The organism is Psychroserpens sp. NJDZ02 (assembly GCF_004843725.1).
Classification (GTDB): Bacteria; Bacteroidota; Bacteroidia; order Flavobacteriales; family Flavobacteriaceae; genus Olleya.
Map to the genome: position 1 here is coordinate 1,211,122 of NZ_CP039451.1, position 19,086 is coordinate 1,230,207.

Consider the following 19,086-nt stretch of genomic DNA (forward strand, 5'->3'; position numbering starts at 1 on the left):
CAATTACGCTTTACCACCATCTAATTCGTCTTGCCATTTTTTCAACTCATCCCACTTACCATCAGCTGCTAATTGAGCTTGTGCTGGCCATGTGTCAGTTACGTGATTACCACGTACACCTGCGATGATTTCAGAAATTTTAGCTGCATCAGTTTTAGCTAATTCAGCAAAAGTAGCGATTCCTGCTTCCACTAATGTTTCAGCGATTTTTGGTCCAATACCTTCAACTTTTTTCAAGTCGTCAGCTTTTCCAGTTGCTTTAGCAGCCTTCTTAGGTGCAGCTTTAGCTTCTACTTTTTTACTTTCTTTTTTCGGAGCAGCTTTCTCAGCTTTCGCTGCTGGCTTAGCTCCTGAAGCTACTATATTTTCAATAATAATTTCAGTTAAGGCTTGTCTGTGTCCGTTTTTCTTACGGTAACCTTTTCTTCTTTTCTTCTTGAAAACAATAACTTTATCACCTTGAAGGTGCTTTAAGACTTTTGCACTTACTTGTGCTCCGCCTATAGCTGGGGCGCCTACAGTTATGTTAGAACCATCTGCAATTAAAAGGACATTGTCAAAAGACACTGCTTCTCCTTCTTCTGTTGCTAAACGGTTAACAAAAACTTTTTGGTCTTTTTCAACTTTAAATTGATGCCCTGCTATCTCTACAATTGCGTACATAGCGTAACGTTTTTATTAATTAATTTATATAAAATAATCTCATTTTCCTGAGAAAACGGATGCAAATATACTTCTAATTAATTAATATACAAACGTTTTGTGTACTTACTAGCAATATTTTTTATCCATAAAACATTCAACGTAATAAAACGCATAATATTAATGACTTAAGCCACCTTCTTTAAGATAATTTCTCCATCTCTTTTTCCTTCAGCATTGGGCGTGTTTCGGCTATCTTTAAACAATTGCATAAACGTTAAAGTCAGCACAACCGTTGTGCTAAAGCCCATTATTGCAACTACAAAACTAACCATTCCTGCACCTACATTATATTGTCCTTCAAAAACCTCTAATAACTGTGCTAAAAACAAAGGATTAACTTCGGTGGCGTACAACAGAAAAAAAGCGGTAAAAATAAAAGTCGCAACAAATCCAGCAATTACCCCCTGCTTAAAACCATTACCGTATGTAAATTGCCTACCAACTTTTAATTTGTAATATTTAATAACTTCATAAATACCAAAAGCAGTAATCAACCCATTACCTAAACTAAAAATAGCGTTGGTGTGGAGATTAAACAATGCTAAAAATAAAAAGTAAGCTATCAAAAAAGCACTTATAACTATTCCAAAACGTATTGGAAGTGTAACATTTTTCATATTATCTAAATTTTATTGGTTAATAATCCTTTTAAATTTCGTAAAAACAAAACAAAGTTTTTATAATTTGATGTTAATTTTTAGCACTTTAGCCATCAAAAACTAGTTTCTATTGCTATTTTTGTAATAACTGTTGTAACAAAACCTTGCAACGGTATACTAATACTTAAACTGATAAATTAAATAATCAAAACATGAAAAAAAGTTTATTCTCATTAGCTGCTTTGCTTTTAGCCGGTTTTTCCGCTACCGCACAAGAAGTTAAATACGAAGAGTTTGATTTAGATAACGGTTTACACGTTATCTTACATCAAGACAATTCCGCACCAGTAGTAACTGTAGGCGTAATGTATGACGTTGGAGGTAAAGATTTAGGAGGTACTCCTGAGACAGGACTAAGAACCGGATTTGCTCACTTTTTCGAGCACCTTTTATTTGAAGGCACACAAAATATTGATCGCGGTGAGTGGTTTAAAATAGTAGCCTCTAACGGAGGAAGTAATAATGCGAACACCTCTTTAGACCGTACTTATTATTACGAAGTGTTTCCATCAAACAATTTAGAATTAGGATTATGGATGGAATCAGAACGTATGCTGCATCCTGTTATCGATCAAATTGGGGTCGACACACAAAACGAAGTTGTTAAAGAAGAAAAAAGATTGCGTTATGATAACTCACCTTACGGACAATTTTTATTTGCTGTAAGCGATAATTTATTTTCAAAGCACCCTTACAAAAATAAAAATATTGGTGAGATGTCTGACTTAGACGACTCTACTTTAGAAGAATTTCAAGCCTATTTCAAAAAATGGTACAGACCTAATAATGCTGCTTTAGTTATTGCTGGAGACATTGATGTAACAGAAGCTAAACGACTAGCTAAACTTTATTTTAAAGACATTCCAAGTGGAGAAGTACCGGTTAGAAACTTCCCTAAAGAAGACCCTATTACCGAAGCTAAAGATGCTAAATTTTACGATCCAAACATACAGATACCTGCGATTATAACAGGATACAGAACTCCTGGTTTTGCAGAGCATGACTCATATATTCTAAATATGATCTCGACATATTTAAGTGATGGTAAATCGTCTAAACTATACAAAAAACTAGTAGATGACAAAAAAATGGCATTGCAAGCAGGTGCTTTTATCATACCACAACAAGATTATGGTATTTATGCGATTTATGGATTACCATTAGGTGAAACCTCTTTAGAAACTTTACTTGCAGAAATGGACGAAGAAGTTGTAAAGCTTCAAACAGAATTAATTTCTGAAAAAGATTTCGAGAAACTTCAAAACAAATTTGAAAATCAATTTGTAAATTCAAATTCAAGTGTTGAAGGTATCGCTGTATCATTAGCGACAAACTATATGTTATACAAGGATATTGATTTAATAAATTCTGAAATTAATATTTACAGAACAGCAACAAGAGAAGACATTCAAGCAGTTGCTAAAAAGTATTTAAACCCAAATCAACGTGTTGTTTTAGAGTACTTACCTAAACAAGACGAAAACTAAAAAGAAATTTTAAATAGATATGAAAACAAAAATAACAGCCTTAATAGCGGTATTGTTTATATCAATTTCGGCATCAGCCCAAATTGACAGATCTAAACAACCAAAACCAGGTCCAGCTCCAGCAATTACACTGGAAATACCTGGAGAATTTGAATTAAAAAATGGACTTAAAGTCCTAATCGTAGAAAACCATAAATTACCAAGAGTATCTTACTCTTTAACCATAGACAACCAACCTATTACAGAAGGTGACAAAGCAGGAACATCTGCAATGTTAGGCGCTATGTTAGGTAACGGAACAACGTCTATAACTAAAGATGTATTTAACGAAGAAATCGACTTTCTAGGTGCTAGACTTGGTTTTAGTTCTGACGGCGCTTACGCTAGTGGCTTATCAAAATATTCAGACCGTATTTTAGAGCTAATGGCAGATGCTGCTATTAACCCTTTATTTTCAGCTGAAGAATTTGAAAAAGAAAAAGCTCGTGTTTTAGAAGGACTAAAAAACGACAAAAAAAGTGTTGATGCGGTAGCAAGTCGCGTTGGAGGTGCCTTATCTTATGGATCAAAACACCCATATGGAGAGTTTATTACAGAAGAAACAATAAACAATATTACATTAGATAATGTCCGTGCTTTTTACCAAAAATACTTTAATCCTAATAATGCTTATTTAGTAATTATTGGTGATGTAGATTTTAAAACGGTTGAAAAGCAAGTAAAAAAGAATTTCAAAAAATGGGACGAAGGGATTGACTTTACGACAAACTTAGTAACGCCTAACCCTAATGTTGCAAGTACACAAATTGACTTTGTGGACATGCCAAATGCGGTACAATCAAACGTTACTTTAACTAACAATGTTAAGTTAGAAATGAACAACCCTGACTACCACGCTGTATTAATTGCAAACAAAATTTTAGGTGGTGGATTTAGTAGTTATTTAAACATGAATTTACGTGAAGCTAACGGTTGGACTTATGGTGCACGCTCAGGCATAGGAACATCACGTTATGGCGCCTCTAGATTTACTGCTAGTACAGCTGTTAGAAACATGGTTACAGACAGTACTGTTATAGAAACTTTAAAAGAAATTAACAGAATTAAAAACGAACCTGTAACTGCAGAAGCATTAACAAATGCAAAAGCTAAATATGTTGGTGATTTTGTTTTAGCCCTAGAAAGCCCTCAAACAATTGCTAGATATGCTTTAAACATCAAGTTAAACAAACTACCAGGTGATTTTTACAAAACGTATTTAGCTAAAATAAATGCAGTAACAGCAGCGGACGTGCAACGCGTTGCTAACAAATATTTCAAACCAGAAAACGCGAGAATAATCATTATTGGAAAAGGTAGTGAAGTAATCTCTGGATTAGAAAAAACAGGAATTCCTATCAAGTATTACGACAAGTTTGCTAATCCGGTTGCTAAGCCAGAATTTTCAAAACCTATCCCTGATGGTGTCACTGCTAAATCTGTTTTAGATAGCTATATCACTGCAATTGGAGGTGTTAACAACATCAACAATGTAAATACTGTAAAAATGGATGGTGATTTTGTTGTCCAAGGCGCTCCAGCATTAACTGTAGAAATAAAGAAAACTAAAGATAATAAAGAGTCCATGGAAGTTGCTATGCAAGGTATGGTAATGATGAAGTCTAAATGGAATGGAACTACTGGATATGGAGAACAAGGCGGTCAAAAAACCACATTATCAGATACTGAAATAACTGATAAAAAGTCTGACCTTGGTATGTTCCCAGAAACTAAATACGACATCACTAATGTAACCTTAGAAAGCATTGTAGATATTGATGGTGCAGACAGCTACAAAGTAAAAGTAATGACAGGAGACGATAGCTCTTACCGTTATTATGATGTTGCAACAAACTTATTAGTACAAGAAGAAAGCACCTCTGAAGCTCAAGGTCAAAAAATAACAACAACAGTTAAATATGACAACTATTCTGAAGTAAACGGTGTTAAATTCCCTTACGCTCAAACAATCATAGCTGGGCCACAAACCATGTCTATGAATATTAAAATCGTAAAAGTAAACGAAGGAGTTACAGATGCAGATTTTAATTAAGATCTATTACAATTAATAAAAAAATCCGAAGCTTAATTGCTTCGGATTTTTTTTGTCTTCCTATTTGCTAAATACACCCCAACTAAGATAATAAACGTACCAAAACCCTGTGCCAAACTAAAACTTTCGCCATCCAATAAACCCCACGTTAAAGCAACAATTGGCATAACATAAGTTACAGAAGATGCAAAAACAGGTGTCGATAGCTGTACTAACGTATTAAATAACACTTTAGCCAAAGCTGTCCCGAAAAAAGCAAGAATAACAACATACCCTATCGCTTTACTAAAAACAGGATTATCAAAATTATCAATATTAAAAAAATCAGTAAAAATTAAAACCAATACTGCAGGAATAAAAATAACTACATAATTACCCACTGCAATAGCTAATGGTTTGACGTCTTGTAAATAGCGCTTAATAATGTTGACATTAATCGCATACATTAAAGTAGAAGCAATTACAAAACCTGCATATAAATAATTTTGATCAGGGTTTAAATCTGCTCCTTCCAAAATTAAAATTGATGTCCCTACAAACCCAATAATTACTCCGATAACTTGCCTTGTACTACTAGCAATTTTAAAAATCGCGGCACCAAGTAAGACCGTATTCAAAGGTACCAAACTGTTCAAGACAGATACAACAGCACTATCTATTTCTGTTTCTGCAATTGCAAAGAAAAAAGCAGGAATAAACGATCCAAAAACACCAGATATGGCGATCCATTTCCAATGCGCTTTCTTTATACTTGTTATCTTATTATAACCAACAGCAAATAAAAACAAACCAGTCATCACTGTACGTAAAGCACCTAATTGATAAGCACTTAACCCTAACAAAGCCTTTTTAATTAAAATAAAAGACGTCCCCCATATCAAGGACAAAACCACTAAATACACCCATTTTTTAGTATTGTTACTCCGCATAGCATTGTTTTAGGGTACAAAAATCGATTTTTAAAGGCAATAAAGCATATAAATTAGTAGTTTTGTATCTATAATATTATAAATTAATACCATACAAAATGAAATCATTTAAACACATACTAGCACTAGCTTTAGTAAGCGTTTTTGCCCTTAGTTGTAAAAACGATGCTACACCAGAAGTTAAAACTGCTCCAGCAGCAACTAGCAAAACAGAAGTAGTCGCAAAAAAAACCATTAACCCTAATGCTAAATTGGCTAAAGCCGAATTTAAAATTGAAGGGATGACCTGCGCCATGGGTTGTGCAAAAACTATCGAGAAGAAAATGGCTAAAATGGAAGGCGTAAAATCTGCAACTGTAGACTTTGAACGCGAATTAGCTATGGTAGAATATGACGAAGCTATAGTCACACCTGCCTCTTTAGAAACTACAGTAACAAACGTAGCCGACACTTACAAAGTAAAAGATATGCATACTGTAGACGCTTTTACACCTGCAAAATAACAACTAAGCACTATACATCAAGTAAATTGTAGTAAAACAGGTTGTACAGACCCAATGCTAACATTTATAAACACAAAAAACAACTAATTAAAAAGCATCGCATAGTCGATGCTTTTTTTTGTGCCAATTTATTTTATTATTTTTAGTAAAATAAATCAAACAACATGTCCAAGCTTCCAGAGATAACACTATCGCGTATCTACTTCAAAAAAACGCATCAAATAAAAATAAGTTTTAAATACAACGATCAATTAAAAACTATTTTAAACGCTATACCCAAAGCCTACTGGAGTCAAACATTAAACAGCTGGTACATTAAAAATAATCCAGAAAACTTAAAATTATTGTTTTCAGAATTTGAAGATTTAACCGCAATAAATGCTAAAGATGTATTTGACACTAGTATGCCACTACATCAATATCCTGATAAAAGAATTAGAAAGATAAGCAAAGACAATAGGCTGATCTTAAATAATTTTTATAAATACTTAAAAGGAAAAAGATACAGTGTAAGCACAATTAACACCTACACACAATTAATAGCCGATTTTATAGAATATCATAACGAGAAAGATACTGAGGCACTAACCAATCGGGATGTAGAGCTATTTATCGAAACCATTTACATAAAAAGGAATTATAGCATCAGCACACAACGTCAATTTATAAGCGCCCTAAAACTGTTTATTGTATTTTATCCTAGAATACAAATTAACGAGATAACATTAGCAAGACCAAAAAAATCTAAAAAATTGCCTGTAATATTATCCTATCAAGAAATGATACTATTATTACAAAACACAAAAAACATAAAACACCGTATAATCCTAGCCATTTTATATTCGGGAGGATTGAGGATAAGCGAACTAATAAATTTAAAAATAGAACACTTACACATCCAAAGACATCAAATATTAATCAAAGACGCCAAAGGACGCAAGGATCGATTTGTGAGTATAGCAAAAAGCATACTCCCGTTATTAGAAAACTACTTGGTGACCTATAAACCAAAACTCTATTTAATAGAAGGTCCAAAAAGAGGAAAATACACAGCTAGCAGTGTTCGTAAATTTTTACACAAATCAAGCAAACTTGCCAAAATCAACTACATTGTAACACCTCACACATTAAGACACAGCTATGCCACACACTTACTAGAGCAAGGTGTAGGTTTACGCCATATACAAGAATTATTAGGACATAGCAGACCCGAAACTACCATGATCTACACTCATGTAGCCAGAAAAGATTTATTAGATATAAAAAGCCCGTTAGATAATGCTGTAGAATTATTAAGGAAAAACCAAAATCAGGAACAAAAGTTCCACATATCCCGTAATAATTAGGGGATATTTAGTACTTTAGTCACCATATAACTAGTTAGGTGCAAGCTGAAAAAACCACCGCATATTTTAGCACTTTCGTTTTTTGCCAACACATATTTCCTTCGCTTTAAAAAACAAAAGAGCTAAAATTTCCCAACGCTTAAATTATAGATTTCTGAAAAATAACATTACATTTGACCAAATTAAGTCAAGTCAATAATTGATACAATGACATTAGGACAAAAAATTAAAGAATTAAGGGAACGCAATCAAATGCTTCAAAGAGAATTAGCTTCGAAACTTGAAGTTGGAGATGGATATTTGAGTAAAATTGAACGTGACCAGAAAATTATTAAAAGAGAACATTTAAAGACATTGAGTAGTATTTTTAAATATCCTTTAAGAGAACTTGAAGCACTTTGGATTGCAACAAAAATCTATGACATTGTTAAATATGAAGAAACAGGACTAGAAGCTTTACGTGTTGCAGAAGAACAAATAAATTATAATAAGACATATGCCAAAATATAATAGAACAATTGAAGAGCTTGAAAAACAAGCAGCCTTATGGTGGCCAGAAAAATTGAAAGAAAAAAATGCTTTGGCAAATGTTCTACCATTATTGTTAGAAACACAAGACGATTTCCTTAATATTATTAGCTTAAGCAAAAAGGAGCCTCTTCAGGTATTTGAACTTATCAAAGTTGCTAAATTTCCAGGTAACTTATTTTTAAAACATCTGGTAGTATTATCTGATTATGGTGGAGAACCAATCCAAAGGTTAGGTAGGTCTTTTACTGATATTTTCCCAAAGGATAAAGAAGAGAACTACTTCTTTGATTTTGTTTGGAAAGCAAAGAAATACAAATACATATTTGAAACTTTCCCTATTAAAGGTCTGAGTAACAAAAAATTCGGAATTGATGGAGATTCGCTTTCTACAGAAAGAGAACTAGACTCAATGACCAAAGATTTAATCGCAATACTTCTTTTTGCTTCAACCTCTGATCTTGCAGAACAAGGTGGTCTTGACAGTTGTGAAATTGGAACGTTGCTTGGTAATGAAGTCGAATTAAAAAACTTCGTAAAACAAAGATATATTCTTGTAAGTAGAATAACAGGTGGAGCGACAGCAAACAGTCTAGGTCAACTTGCACAATCCGAAATTGTTGATTTCCTAAATAACGATTTAGGAAAAGGTTATGAAATTACAAGTAATGGAACAATTCACCTTTCTGGATATGATAAAAAAGGAGGAATGCCATTTGACATTGTCGTATCAAAAAGAAAAAAGCTAGTTGGAATTGAAGTTAGTTTTCAAGTAACAACTAATAGCACAATTGAAAGGAAAGCAGGTCAAGCAGCAGACCGCTTTAACTTAATGCATAACGATGGATATAAAATCGGATATGTTTTAGACGGAGCAGGAAACTTCCAACGTTCTTCTGCCTTATCTACTATTTGTACTCATAGCGATTGTACTGTTGCATATACTCAAGTAGAGTTTAAAGTTTTATCAAATTGGATTAAAAAAGAACTAAAATGATAAAATTTATAGATTTATTCGCAGGAACTGGAGGAATTAGACTTGGTTTTGAACAAGCTTGTAAAAAACACGAAATTGAAACAGAATGCGTTTATTCGTCTGAAATAGACAAAAACGCTTGTAAATCTTACGAGTTGAATTTTGGACACAATCCATATTCTGATATAACAAAAGTAGAAACTCTACCTAATTTTGATTTTATGCTTGCTGGTTTTCCTTGTCAATCATTTTCTTATGCAGGAAAACAAAGAGGATTTGGAGACACAAGAGGAACTCTATTCTTTGACGTTGAAAGACTTTTAAAAAAGTATAAGCCCAAAGGTTTCATACTTGAAAATGTTAGAGGACTTACAACGCACGATAAAGGAAGAACTTTTAAAACTATAATCAATTCTTTAGAAGCTATTGGTTATAACGTTGAGTATCGATTAATGAATACTAGTAATTTTAACGTACCTCAAAACAGAGTAAGAATATATATTGTTGGAGTTTTAGAACAACCTTTTCAAATAAAACTTAATTCAGACACAGGTGCTGTTGATTCTCATAATTTCAAAGCTAGAAATGGTCAGCAAAGCCTATTTGAAACTATTGTGAGTAACAAAGTTATTTCAGATTTATTAGAACCAAATCCACATAAAAAATATTATTGTTCGAAAGAATTTACTAAACAATTAAAATCTGTTATTGGTAAAGATTTGTCTAAATTAAATGGATACAGACTAATAGATACAAGAAATGGAAATTCATTACATTCTTGGGAACTTGGAATAAAAGGAAAATGTAATAAAGACGAAATAAATTTTATGAACCTTCTTATTGCGAATAGAAGAAAAAAAATATTTGGAACTCATCAAGATGGTAAAGCGTTAACACAAGAACAAATTAAAACCTTTTATAAAAAAGATAATTTCAAAGAAGTAACAGAATTATTACTTGATAAAGGCTACTTAAGTAATTATGACAATAAATATAATCCTGTTTGTGGAAATATGTCATTTGAAGTTTTTAAATTCCTTGACCCAAATAGTATTTCCATAACTCTAACGGCTTCAGATACTAATCGTTTAGGAATAGTTCAAAATGGAAAGGCTAGAAGATTAACTACAAGAGAATGTGCAAGACTTCAAGGTTTTCCTGAATCTTATAAGCTTTTAGAAAATGACAATGCTGTATACAAACAAATGGGAAATGCAGTTAGTGTTCCAGTAATTGAAGCTTTGACAAATGATTTGTTAGAGAATAATAAAGGAATATTAGAAAGAAAAGCCAACGCTAAAAGCCATACACTTTTACAATTCGCTGAAGCCACCACACAAACCAAAATTGCAAAAGAGTATGCCTTTGCCAACGCTAGCAAGTTTATGGAGAAAAAAAAGCCAGCACCTAACAATGTATAAAAAACATAGGGCTTTTGTGTTAAATCCAAAGTCCTGTGCTTATTTACAAAGTCCGCTAAATATAAAATTTGGCATTTAAACGAAAAATAAAGCAAAATATTTATATTTTGCTAAGTGTTAAAACCGAAAGTCAGTGCTTATCCTCTGCCCTACGTGTTTTATACTAAACGTTAGCTGTAATTTAAAAAAACTCATATAATGAAAAATAACATTTTATTTCTATTTCTATTAATTACGATAATCAGTTGTAAGGAAAAAAACGCAAAATCATCAACTAATGAATCAATTCCTAAAGAAACAACTAACGAAAAAATTTACAATGGAACAGGAAACGTAACCCAAGGATTAGCGGAAACACAAATTAAAAGTCTTATTTCTTGTAATCGAGGAGGTAGCAGAATTTCAGGAGTTGGAGAAATAAAAGATGATTTAGGAAATAGTTGGACAGTTCCCGGAATTAATCATTTCAACGAATCGACCAAAGCTTCTGATTTATATAATGAATGTAACTCTATAACACCAAATAATCTTTCAGAAATAGATATGAATTCCGTTCCTGTCTTTGAGATAGATTCGGACGGAGAAATCATTACAGGCTATCTTTTTGCGGATAATTATTTTGAACTTTACATTAACGGAAAATTAATAGCAGTTGACCCAGTACCTTTTACACCATTTAATTCAAACATTGTAAAATTCAAAGTAAAAAAACCTTATACAATTGCAGTAAAACTAATAGATTGGGAAGAACATTTAGGTTTAGGTTCAGAAAATAATAGAGGAAAAGATTTTCATCCTGGAGATGGAGGTTTTATAGCCAGCTTTAGTGATGGGACTATTACAAATAGCAAATGGAAAGCACAAACTTTTTATACTGCACCTATTAGTGATTTAAGTTGTTTAAGTGAAATTGGAGAAAAAAGAATCTCTTCAAATTGCAGTACAGATGGAGTTGATAATGGAACAGCATTTTACGGTATTCATTGGAAAATTCCAGAAAATAGTTTTGACGTTACTTTCAATGACAGCCAATGGCCAAATGCGACCACATATACTGAAGATGAAATAGGAGTAAATAATAAAAAAGCATATATGAACTTCATAGAAAAATTTAGTGGAAAAGGTGCTGAATTTATTTGGTCTACTAATGTCGTTTTGGATAATGAAGTCATTGTTCGTTACAAAGTGGAATAAAAACTACAGCTAATCGAGTAGACGGCTCCGACTAAAATAGCCGGAGTGCGCCTCTCACACCACCGCACGTACGGGTCTCGTATACGGCGGTTCACCAAATTGAAGTTTGCGTATTATTAATATAATCTAACAAAGGTTTATACCCTTTTCGTTTAAGCCTAGAAGTTGTGATAGTAGTCTTTAAAATAGGACTTTGAGCTACTGCCCAACCTCCCATTCTTGTTCTACTCCAAGCATAAGCTTGCCCTGCCTCTATACCTAATTGAATCAAGTTTTTACGCTTACGTTCTAGTTTCTTCCAATCGTGCCAAATACAATAGCGTAATCGATTTCTTAACCATTCATCTAGCTTTTTACTTTTTGCATAGATGTTTGTTAAGCGATAATTAGTCATCCAGCCTCGGCAGACTTGGTTAAGCCGTTCAAGACGTTCTAACAACGACATCGGTTTGGTTTTCTTGGTGATACTTTTTAGATTACGTTTAAACTTTGCCCAACTGTTCTTAGCTACCACTAATGCATATTGTCCTTTCACTCCCTTTTTATAAATGGGCACAAAACCATGTCCGAGTAACTCAAAATTTACAGGTCTACGCAGGCCACTTTTGGCTTTATTTATAGGTAATTTAAGTCTGTCTCTTAAAAAGACAAACAGTTTGTTTCCTATTTGTTTCGCCTCGCTTTTACTTTTAGCGTAAACACTAAAATCATCAGCATATCGCACATAACGCAAGCCCATACTTTTCATTTCTTTGTCCAATACATCTAACATAATATTAGATAATAAGGGACTTATTGGACTGCCTTGCGGGATTCCTTTTCTGCGCTTTTTGAGTCTTCCATTTATTAAAATGGGAACTCTTAGCCATTTTCGGATTAACCGTAAGGTGGTTGGACATTTTACCTTGTGGTAAATAAGTTGTAGTAAAATACAGTGGTCTACTTGATCAAAGAATCCTTTTAAATCAATATCTACAATATCTTGGTAACCTGAATTGATATACGTTTGAGCCTGCAGTACTGCTTTTTGGATGTTCTTTTGTGGGCGGAAGCCGTAACTAACAGGTTCAAAATCATACTCAAAATGAACCATTAATTGCTGACTTACCGCCTGTTGTAGCCATCTATCTACTACCGTGGGTATTCCTAAAAGTCTAGTTTTACCTTGTCCTTTTGGAATGCTTACCCCTAATATTGGTTTTGGAGTATAGCGGTTTTCTCGAATAGTGGATAGTAGTATTGAACGGTTTTCTAATATATATTTAGAAAGCTTCGTTGTTTTCATACCATCTACACCGCTCGCACCTTTATTGCGCTCCACTTGTCGTGTTGCTTTATAAAGGTTTGGTGCTGATAATACATTTTCAATCATAGGGTTAATAATACGTGTACTCCTGTTGCTCTAAAACTAGGCTAGCTAAGCATCCTAATCGAATGACAACGTAATTTAATGTTCAGTCCTTCCTTACTTGTGAGACCTATGGGGGTTTCCCAACTCGTGTCCTGTAAGTACTATGACTTCTGCTGACTTCTCCAAATAGTCAACTCGTAACTTTGGAGACCTCCCCAGGTAATGGCATCTTCTTTCACTCAATCACTGCCGTATCTACATAATTACCCTTTTGGTACTGTTTGGGCGTTACAATGATGTGCTTGCTTACCCGAATAACTATGCCTCTGTATACGATTTCTGTTCGTCAGTACCGAGTTTTGTAGTTCCGCTTCCTTCAGATGTAACCTCGCGGTTACCACCCTTGCGACTTACTAATGCTTCAAGACGTTACTCCTGCGCATAAGGGACTTGCACCCTCTAGATTAATTATTTACCTTTAGGTAAATTAAAAGATGCCCATGCTGGGCACACACACAGTATATAATTTATAGCTAGCTTCTCGCCTACTTACGAAAGTCCTCGCGGACTTTCTTGGTCGGTAATTATTTACTAAATTAGTTGCTTAAAACACGCAACAAACCATATACAACAACGTTGGCGTGCATTAAAAAAAAAATATGGAAATAAAAGATTTAGCAGGACTTAGTGAACCTCTCAAAAAACTAATCGAAGTAGTTTCTCAAGGATTAGGAGCATTATCAAAGCCTTATCTAATTAGAAAAACAGCTGATGCAAAAGCATATGAAATAAAAGCTATTTCTGATGCCATCAAGGATAATCACGGAAACCTCAAAGAAATTGGATATTCAGAAGAAAAACTAAGCTTAATGTCACTTGATTCTGAGTCTATTAAGAATGAATTAGCAATTGAAGAACGCACTAAAAATAGAATTGAATATAAGGAACAGAAAAGACAAAAGAACATTGAAAACATCACACAAAATGCAGTTAAAAATTTAGAAGCAGAAACAAATGTTTCGGAAGAACCAGTTGATGAAGATTGGACAACAAGGTTTTTCAACTATGCTGAAGATGTTTCAAATGATGAAATGCAAGATTTATGGGGACGAATTTTAGCAGGAGAAATTAAGCAGCCCAACTCATTCTCTTTAAGAACGTTGGAGTTAATCAGGAATCTAACAAAAATAGAAGCCCAAGTATTTACAAAAGCAGCTAATTTTGTAATTAGCTCTTGGAATAGTCCATTTTTATTCAAAGGAAAAAATGAAGATTCTTTAGCTAATTATGGATTTTCATTTGAAGACCAATTATTACTTACTGAAATAGGAATTATACAAGCTGAAACAAATATTTCTAGACGATTAAGCAAACAAGACAATGACTCTATTCTTTATTTTGAATCTGGAAATAAAATTATCAAGACATCGAAAAAAGCAAATACACCTGAGCACCGAATTTCTATATTGAGGTTTTCAAAAATTGGTGTTGAATTGTTGAAATTAATAACTCCCACTGTGAATGATGATTATTTGAAAGAATTTTGTTTATCATTAGAAACCGTGAAAATAGATACAGAATATGCGTTTATTTTGTCAAAAAACAATGGACAAATTCAACATACAGAACCTTGGGTGAAATATAAAAAAGAAGAATAACGACACGCCAACAATGGCTATAATTAATTCGGATTTTGGTGCTTAACCCAAAGTGAAGTGCCTTGAATTAAGTCCGCAAAATTTTCAATTTTGCGTGACTATTGAAATAAAGATAAAATTAAAAATTTGGCTAAGTGCAAGTCCGAAAGTTAACTGCTTTTAATTCCCGAACTAACCATAGCCGAGACGTTGGCAGTAATTTGAGAAAAACGCAAAGCCATATGAACATAAGATTTTTATTAATCATAATTCTGTCATTTTCATCACACTTTTGCAATGGACAAGAAGATATTCCGAAAGAACTGAAATTCTCATTTGAATATCTTGATGAAAATTGGGATTCTAAAGAAATAGAAATTTTTAAAAACATTACGGAAATCGATTCTACAACGCCAAGGAATTACCATCACGGAATAGGAAGATACTTAAGAAATAATTTATTGAGACATCACGAACAGTCCGAAAATTTAACAAATTTCTTTCATTCTATAGAAATTCATCATTATGACGATATGTCTTCTATAATTTTGACTTCGTACCACAGATATCTGAATAAACAAGATATAGAATTACAAGTACAAGTAGACAAAAAAGTGGAATATTGGAAGCCAATAAGTGAGTGTAACAAGAATCAGAAATTAAAAGCAGTCGAACTTTATCGTAAATACAAAGTTGGAGACACTTTAAGTATCAAAATGCCAGTTAATGAGAATAATAGTGTTATAGACTACCCTTGTTCAAATGGAAATTTAGAATGGGAATTCGATGAATTAATTGACCTTTCTATTACAGGAATAATAACCGATAAATATTTCATTAACAGCGAAACTAATGTATTTTTTACGTTTAAAATATTAAGTAAAAATCACTTGGACACAAGAATTATGATGGAAGAAGTTAATGTTGGAGATAAATTTAAAGTCGGATTATCAACGGCTTGGAAAATAGAATAAAAACTACTGCCAACACCGGTAACCGTTGCACAACCCCTTAAAAAACATAAAAACAGCTTAAAATCTTTGATTTTAAGCTGTTTTTAATTTTGACTCTCCGTATTTTCTCTAAAATGCAAGTGGCTTAAAACATTGCATTCGAAGGCTTATTAGGTGGTTTTTGATGCTTTTAATAAAAGCAAGTAGTCCCGCTATACTTTCTGGCAGGTTTTTCATATATTTTAAATACTTTTTAAGATTATAGGCTGTTGCGGATAGATGCATACACTTATTAGCTTGTTTAATCCCAAGGGTATTTACTTTTCCCATGCCTAAAAACTGAGTTAGTGTACCAAAAACAGGCTCTACCGTGCTTTGTCGTTTTCCTTTCATATAGCTTCCTTTTTTACTATCAACTCGTACTATATTCCGCATGTATTCTGCGCGGTAATACGTTACGGAAAATGACTTTTCTTGTGCCGTTTTGCTTAAGCAAGCGCTTCGTATTGGGCAATCTATACAAAGTTTTTTTGAACCTCTATAGGCCTTCTTTTTGGTGTTGCTCTTCTTTTCGTAAAACACCTTTTTAAAGGGGATAATCTTACCTTGAGGGCAGGTGTAGTGATCTTCTTTTTCATTATAAATAAATTCATCTGGTCCTCCTTTAAAGGTGCCGTGTGGCGGAATGTAACTGGTAATATCCTGCTTTTCTAAAAAAGCATAATTCTCGCCACTACTGTAACCGGTATCCGCGAGACAGTTGTCTATGGTAAGACCAGATTGCCATAAGCGTCTTTTTACTCGCAATACAATATCTGGTAAATGCTGACTGTCTTTGCCATCGGCATGATAGGCCTTGATGTCACTTATTACATGATGTGCGGCATCTACCGTGAGCTGACTTGAATAGTTTAGTTTTCTTGCTTTTCCTGGTTTTACACTTATACGAGCATCGGGATCGGTTGGACTGTAATGCGTTTTATTACTAGTATAACGCGAGCCTTTATTTCCTGCTCCAGGACGATGGTTTTGATCTTTTGACCATTTTTTGTTTCGGCTTTTTATCGCTTGTAATTCCTGACGGCTTGCTGATAATTCTTGTTGCGATTTTGGGGCTTTATTAACTTTGGCTGATCGAAGTGGCACTGCTTTATCTCTATTGCTTATATGTCGTACGGCGTGTAAATGAGCTTCTAGATCTTCTTCTGGCACTTTAAGTTCTAAGCTATCCATCGAAGCATTTGCTTTTACAGGTGCGGCGTCTATAACTTGGGTGTGGCCACTTACCATTTGCATGTCTACGCACATTTTGAAAACATGAGTAAATAGACTTTCAAAAACTGACTCTGGATACAGTTGATGTGTTCTACTTAACGTAGAATGCCATGGTAATTCTTCATCGATATCATAGCCAAGAAAATAAAGAATATCCAGTCGAAGACTACAATGTAATACCAGTTTTCTGTCGCTAGTGATATTCTCTAAATACCCCACTAAACAGAATTTGAAAAACACCACGGGATCTAAACTTTTTTGTCCACAGTTTCCGTAATAGATTTTTGTTTGATTCCGTAGAAATTCTAAGTCTAAAATTTCTGATAATCGTCTATAAAAATTGTCTTGGGGAACCCGACGACTCAACTGGAAATTGTTGAATAATTTCTCCTGATATATTTTTGTGCCTTGCATAACTAAATATACGAAATTTCTATATCTTTAACAACACGTTGTGCAACAGGCACACCGTGTATAATTCATTGCTAGTTCTAGCCTACTTGGAAATTCCTTCGGAATTTCCTCTGGTTCGTTTTAGTTTACTAATTTAGTTGCTGAAACACGCAACGAAATCATACACAAACACGTTGTGCATAATGTCTCACTCAGACCAAAAAACCTAAATGAAAAAAGAATTAAATAATAAATACGAAATTAGGTTAGATTTTAAAAGAGAAACTGAAAATCCAAGTAGACTTTTTAGAGCTTTTACTGAAATGATTGATGGTGTAAATAATTTAGACCATTTGATAGCGGAAACGGTTAATAGTTCTGTAAAATCTAAAATAGTTTTAGATGATATTGAAAAAGGTTCAATAATTGGTAGATTTTGGAGTGCTTTGACAATTAATGAAGATAGTAAAATTGATAACTCACCAGAGAATGAAGAAATTGAAGAATACATTGAGGAATCTCGCGCTGAAACTTTAAAGTTCATTTCAGAGAAAAAATCATCTGTTGAAGACCTTAAAGAATTAGCTAATAACTTAAAAAAAATTGCTGAAGAAAAATCATTAGCAGATTCTTTTAATTATGCGGAACACGATATTCTAAAATTAGCAAAAACTATAAATAAAATTAATGAATCTACAGAAGAGCTTAACGAAAAAGAGTCTTTTGAATTGAAATCTGAAAATAGAGAAATAAAGAATATTAAATCCGGAACAGAAAAAATTGATATTGATGCTGTTGAAAACGCACTAACTGAAAATGAAATAGTGAATGAAACAGAAATGATATATTTAATAAAAAAACCAGACTTCTTAGGAGATTCTGCTTGGTCTTTCAAACACGGAAATAAATCAGCTTCTATAAAAATTTCTCATTTAGAATGGTTAGAAAAATTTCATTCAGGAAAAATAATAGTAGTTCCTGGAGATTCATTAAAAGTAAAAGTTAAACAAACCTCGAAATATAATACAAATGGTTATTTGATATCAGATAAGTTAGAAATCATTAAAGTATTAGACGTAATTCATAACAATTAATGAAAGTAGACAAAACTATAACATATATTCTATCATCTGAATTTCTATTTACATTGTTACCCATTGTTATTTTAGTGATGGTTCGACTATTTCAAAATGACTTTCAATCAATTTTTTATAATACAGAATGGTCAGTAATAGCAATAATATTATTTGGACAATCCGTTGTGAAATTTTCATCAGGTATTTCTAATACAAATGAACAAGTAAGGTGGCAATTTGTTGCTTTAATTATTTCATTAATAATTATCTTTGGTTTGGTACCTTCTGTAATAATATTGATTTTAAACTTAATTAATACCGAAATACATTTTGGAATGTACATTGCTCAATTTATTATATTTTTAATAAGCTGTTTTGTCTTTTTTATAGTTGGTTCTATTGGACAAAAAATGTTAGACGAATAAAAACACTATGCACAATCGAGTAGACGGCTCCGACTAAAATAGCCGGAGTGCGCCTCTCACACCACCGTACATAAGTAACTGCGTTGGTCCTTTCGTCTCTATTGCTACCAGCAATAGCACTCAGGAACATATACGG

At 33.2% G+C, this 19,086-nt stretch carries 17 protein-coding genes; 12 read left to right on the forward strand and 5 right to left on the reverse strand.

Annotation, left to right across the window (positions count from 1 at the left end; genetic code table 11):
* Nucleotides 1-3: 3 nt before the first annotated feature.
* Both rplU and E9099_RS05440 read right to left on the reverse strand, forming a co-directional pair.
* Nucleotides 4-663, reverse strand: coding sequence for a 50S ribosomal protein L21 (gene rplU / locus E9099_RS05435; protein ID WP_136582682.1), 660 nt, complete (start codon nt 661-663; stop codon nt 4-6).
* Between the two features lie 167 nt (nt 664-830).
* Nucleotides 831-1,322 carry a DUF4199 domain-containing protein gene (locus E9099_RS05440; RefSeq protein ID WP_136582683.1) on the reverse strand — a complete coding sequence of 164 codons (492 nt, stop codon included), beginning with the start codon at nt 1,320-1,322 and terminating at the stop codon, nt 831-833.
* Nucleotides 1,323-1,516: 194 nt separating this feature from the next.
* Between E9099_RS05440 and E9099_RS05445 the strand changes: the two genes are divergently transcribed.
* Both E9099_RS05445 and E9099_RS05450 read left to right on the forward strand, forming a co-directional pair.
* Nucleotides 1,517-2,851 (forward strand): M16 family metallopeptidase, encoded by a 1,335-nt coding sequence (locus E9099_RS05445; protein WP_136582684.1) that lies wholly within the window; start codon nt 1,517-1,519, stop codon nt 2,849-2,851.
* Between the two features lie 19 nt (nt 2,852-2,870).
* Complete coding sequence (locus E9099_RS05450) at nt 2,871-4,943, forward strand: M16 family metallopeptidase (RefSeq protein WP_136582685.1); 2,073 nt, start codon at nt 2,871-2,873, stop codon at nt 4,941-4,943.
* Nucleotides 4,944-4,975: 32 nt separating this feature from the next.
* Here E9099_RS05450 and E9099_RS05455 read toward each other — a convergent pair whose 3' ends face one another.
* A complete protein-coding gene (locus E9099_RS05455; protein ID WP_136582686.1) occupies nt 4,976-5,872 on the reverse strand; it encodes a DMT family transporter in 897 nt (298 codons plus the stop codon).
* Between the two features lie 98 nt (nt 5,873-5,970).
* On the opposite strand from E9099_RS05455, the gene E9099_RS05460 reads away from it, so the two are divergent.
* From E9099_RS05460 to E9099_RS05485, 6 genes are all read left to right on the forward strand, one after another.
* Nucleotides 5,971-6,375: a heavy-metal-associated domain-containing protein gene (locus E9099_RS05460; RefSeq protein WP_136582687.1), complete on the forward strand. Its 405-nt coding sequence runs from the start codon at nt 5,971-5,973 to the stop codon at nt 6,373-6,375.
* A 164-nt stretch (nt 6,376-6,539) separates the two neighbouring features.
* Nucleotides 6,540-7,721, forward strand: coding sequence for a tyrosine-type recombinase/integrase (locus tag E9099_RS05465; RefSeq protein WP_136582688.1), 1,182 nt, complete (start codon nt 6,540-6,542; stop codon nt 7,719-7,721).
* A 207-nt stretch (nt 7,722-7,928) separates the two neighbouring features.
* Nucleotides 7,929-8,231, forward strand: coding sequence for a helix-turn-helix domain-containing protein (locus E9099_RS05470; protein ID WP_136582689.1), 303 nt, complete (start codon nt 7,929-7,931; stop codon nt 8,229-8,231).
* Complete coding sequence (locus E9099_RS05475) at nt 8,218-9,246, forward strand: restriction endonuclease (RefSeq protein WP_136582690.1); 1,029 nt, start codon at nt 8,218-8,220, stop codon at nt 9,244-9,246. The genes E9099_RS05470 and E9099_RS05475 overlap by 14 nt, the downstream gene beginning before the upstream one ends.
* Nucleotides 9,243-10,646, forward strand: coding sequence for a DNA cytosine methyltransferase (locus tag E9099_RS05480; protein ID WP_136582691.1), 1,404 nt, complete (start codon nt 9,243-9,245; stop codon nt 10,644-10,646). Before E9099_RS05475 ends, E9099_RS05480 begins: the two co-directional genes overlap by 4 nt.
* 198 nt (nt 10,647-10,844) lie before the next feature.
* Nucleotides 10,845-11,840 (forward strand): hypothetical protein, encoded by a 996-nt coding sequence (locus tag E9099_RS05485; protein WP_136582692.1) that lies wholly within the window; start codon nt 10,845-10,847, stop codon nt 11,838-11,840.
* Nucleotides 11,841-11,931: 91 nt separating this feature from the next.
* On the opposite strand, the gene ltrA is transcribed toward E9099_RS05485, so the two are convergent.
* Complete coding sequence (gene ltrA, locus E9099_RS05490; RefSeq protein WP_136582693.1) at nt 11,932-13,212, reverse strand: group II intron reverse transcriptase/maturase; 1,281 nt, start codon at nt 13,210-13,212, stop codon at nt 11,932-11,934.
* 638 nt (nt 13,213-13,850) lie between these two features.
* Between ltrA and E9099_RS05495 the strand changes: the two genes are divergently transcribed.
* Both E9099_RS05495 and E9099_RS05500 read left to right on the forward strand, forming a co-directional pair.
* A complete protein-coding gene (locus E9099_RS05495) occupies nt 13,851-14,849 on the forward strand; it encodes a DUF2806 domain-containing protein (protein ID WP_136582694.1) in 999 nt (332 codons plus the stop codon).
* Nucleotides 14,850-15,070: 221 nt separating this feature from the next.
* Nucleotides 15,071-15,802, forward strand: coding sequence for a DUF6794 domain-containing protein (locus tag E9099_RS05500; protein WP_168800719.1), 732 nt, complete (start codon nt 15,071-15,073; stop codon nt 15,800-15,802).
* Between the two features lie 108 nt (nt 15,803-15,910).
* Here the strand turns inward: E9099_RS05500 and E9099_RS05505 are convergent, their stop codons facing one another.
* The gene (locus E9099_RS05505) at nt 15,911-17,470 is read right to left on the reverse strand and encodes an IS1182 family transposase (RefSeq protein ID WP_136581875.1); all 1,560 of its coding nucleotides are present in this window, start codon (nt 17,468-17,470) and stop codon (nt 15,911-15,913) included.
* A 209-nt stretch (nt 17,471-17,679) separates the two neighbouring features.
* Between E9099_RS05505 and E9099_RS05510 the strand changes: the two genes are divergently transcribed.
* Together E9099_RS05510 and E9099_RS05515 are read left to right on the forward strand one after the other, a co-directional pair.
* Nucleotides 17,680-18,543: a hypothetical protein gene (locus tag E9099_RS05510; protein WP_136582696.1), complete on the forward strand. Its 864-nt coding sequence runs from the start codon at nt 17,680-17,682 to the stop codon at nt 18,541-18,543.
* On the forward strand, nt 18,543-18,950 hold the full coding sequence (locus tag E9099_RS05515; RefSeq protein ID WP_136582697.1) for a hypothetical protein: 408 nt from the start codon (nt 18,543-18,545) through the stop codon (nt 18,948-18,950). The genes E9099_RS05510 and E9099_RS05515 overlap by 1 nt, the downstream gene beginning before the upstream one ends.
* Nucleotides 18,951-19,086: the final 136 nt, after the last annotated feature.

What these genes read in the sequence shown, in the direction of transcription:
- E9099_RS05505 (WP_136581875.1), bottom strand. Translation starts at nt 17,470, where the DNA reads ATGCAAGGCACAAAAATATATCAGGAGAAATTATTCAACAATTTCCAG.
- E9099_RS05440 (WP_136582683.1), bottom strand. Translation starts at nt 1,322, where the DNA reads ATGAAAAATGTTACACTTCCAATACGTTTTGGAATAGTTATAAGTGCT.
- rplU (WP_136582682.1), bottom strand. Translation starts at nt 663, where the DNA reads ATGTACGCAATTGTAGAGATAGCAGGGCATCAATTTAAAGTTGAAAAA.
- E9099_RS05495 (WP_136582694.1), top strand. Translation starts at nt 13,851, where the DNA reads ATGGAAATAAAAGATTTAGCAGGACTTAGTGAACCTCTCAAAAAACTA.
- ltrA (WP_136582693.1), bottom strand. Translation starts at nt 13,212, where the DNA reads ATGATTGAAAATGTATTATCAGCACCAAACCTTTATAAAGCAACACGA.
- E9099_RS05475 (WP_136582690.1), top strand. Translation starts at nt 8,218, where the DNA reads ATGCCAAAATATAATAGAACAATTGAAGAGCTTGAAAAACAAGCAGCC.
- E9099_RS05470 (WP_136582689.1), top strand. Translation starts at nt 7,929, where the DNA reads ATGACATTAGGACAAAAAATTAAAGAATTAAGGGAACGCAATCAAATG.
- E9099_RS05500 (WP_168800719.1), top strand. Translation starts at nt 15,071, where the DNA reads ATGAACATAAGATTTTTATTAATCATAATTCTGTCATTTTCATCACAC.
- E9099_RS05465 (WP_136582688.1), top strand. Translation starts at nt 6,540, where the DNA reads ATGTCCAAGCTTCCAGAGATAACACTATCGCGTATCTACTTCAAAAAA.
- E9099_RS05485 (WP_136582692.1), top strand. Translation starts at nt 10,845, where the DNA reads ATGAAAAATAACATTTTATTTCTATTTCTATTAATTACGATAATCAGT.
- E9099_RS05515 (WP_136582697.1), top strand. Translation starts at nt 18,543, where the DNA reads ATGAAAGTAGACAAAACTATAACATATATTCTATCATCTGAATTTCTA.
- E9099_RS05480 (WP_136582691.1), top strand. Translation starts at nt 9,243, where the DNA reads ATGATAAAATTTATAGATTTATTCGCAGGAACTGGAGGAATTAGACTT.
- E9099_RS05510 (WP_136582696.1), top strand. Translation starts at nt 17,680, where the DNA reads ATGAAAAAAGAATTAAATAATAAATACGAAATTAGGTTAGATTTTAAA.
- E9099_RS05455 (WP_136582686.1), bottom strand. Translation starts at nt 5,872, where the DNA reads ATGCGGAGTAACAATACTAAAAAATGGGTGTATTTAGTGGTTTTGTCC.
- E9099_RS05445 (WP_136582684.1), top strand. Translation starts at nt 1,517, where the DNA reads ATGAAAAAAAGTTTATTCTCATTAGCTGCTTTGCTTTTAGCCGGTTTT.
- E9099_RS05460 (WP_136582687.1), top strand. Translation starts at nt 5,971, where the DNA reads ATGAAATCATTTAAACACATACTAGCACTAGCTTTAGTAAGCGTTTTT.
- E9099_RS05450 (WP_136582685.1), top strand. Translation starts at nt 2,871, where the DNA reads ATGAAAACAAAAATAACAGCCTTAATAGCGGTATTGTTTATATCAATT.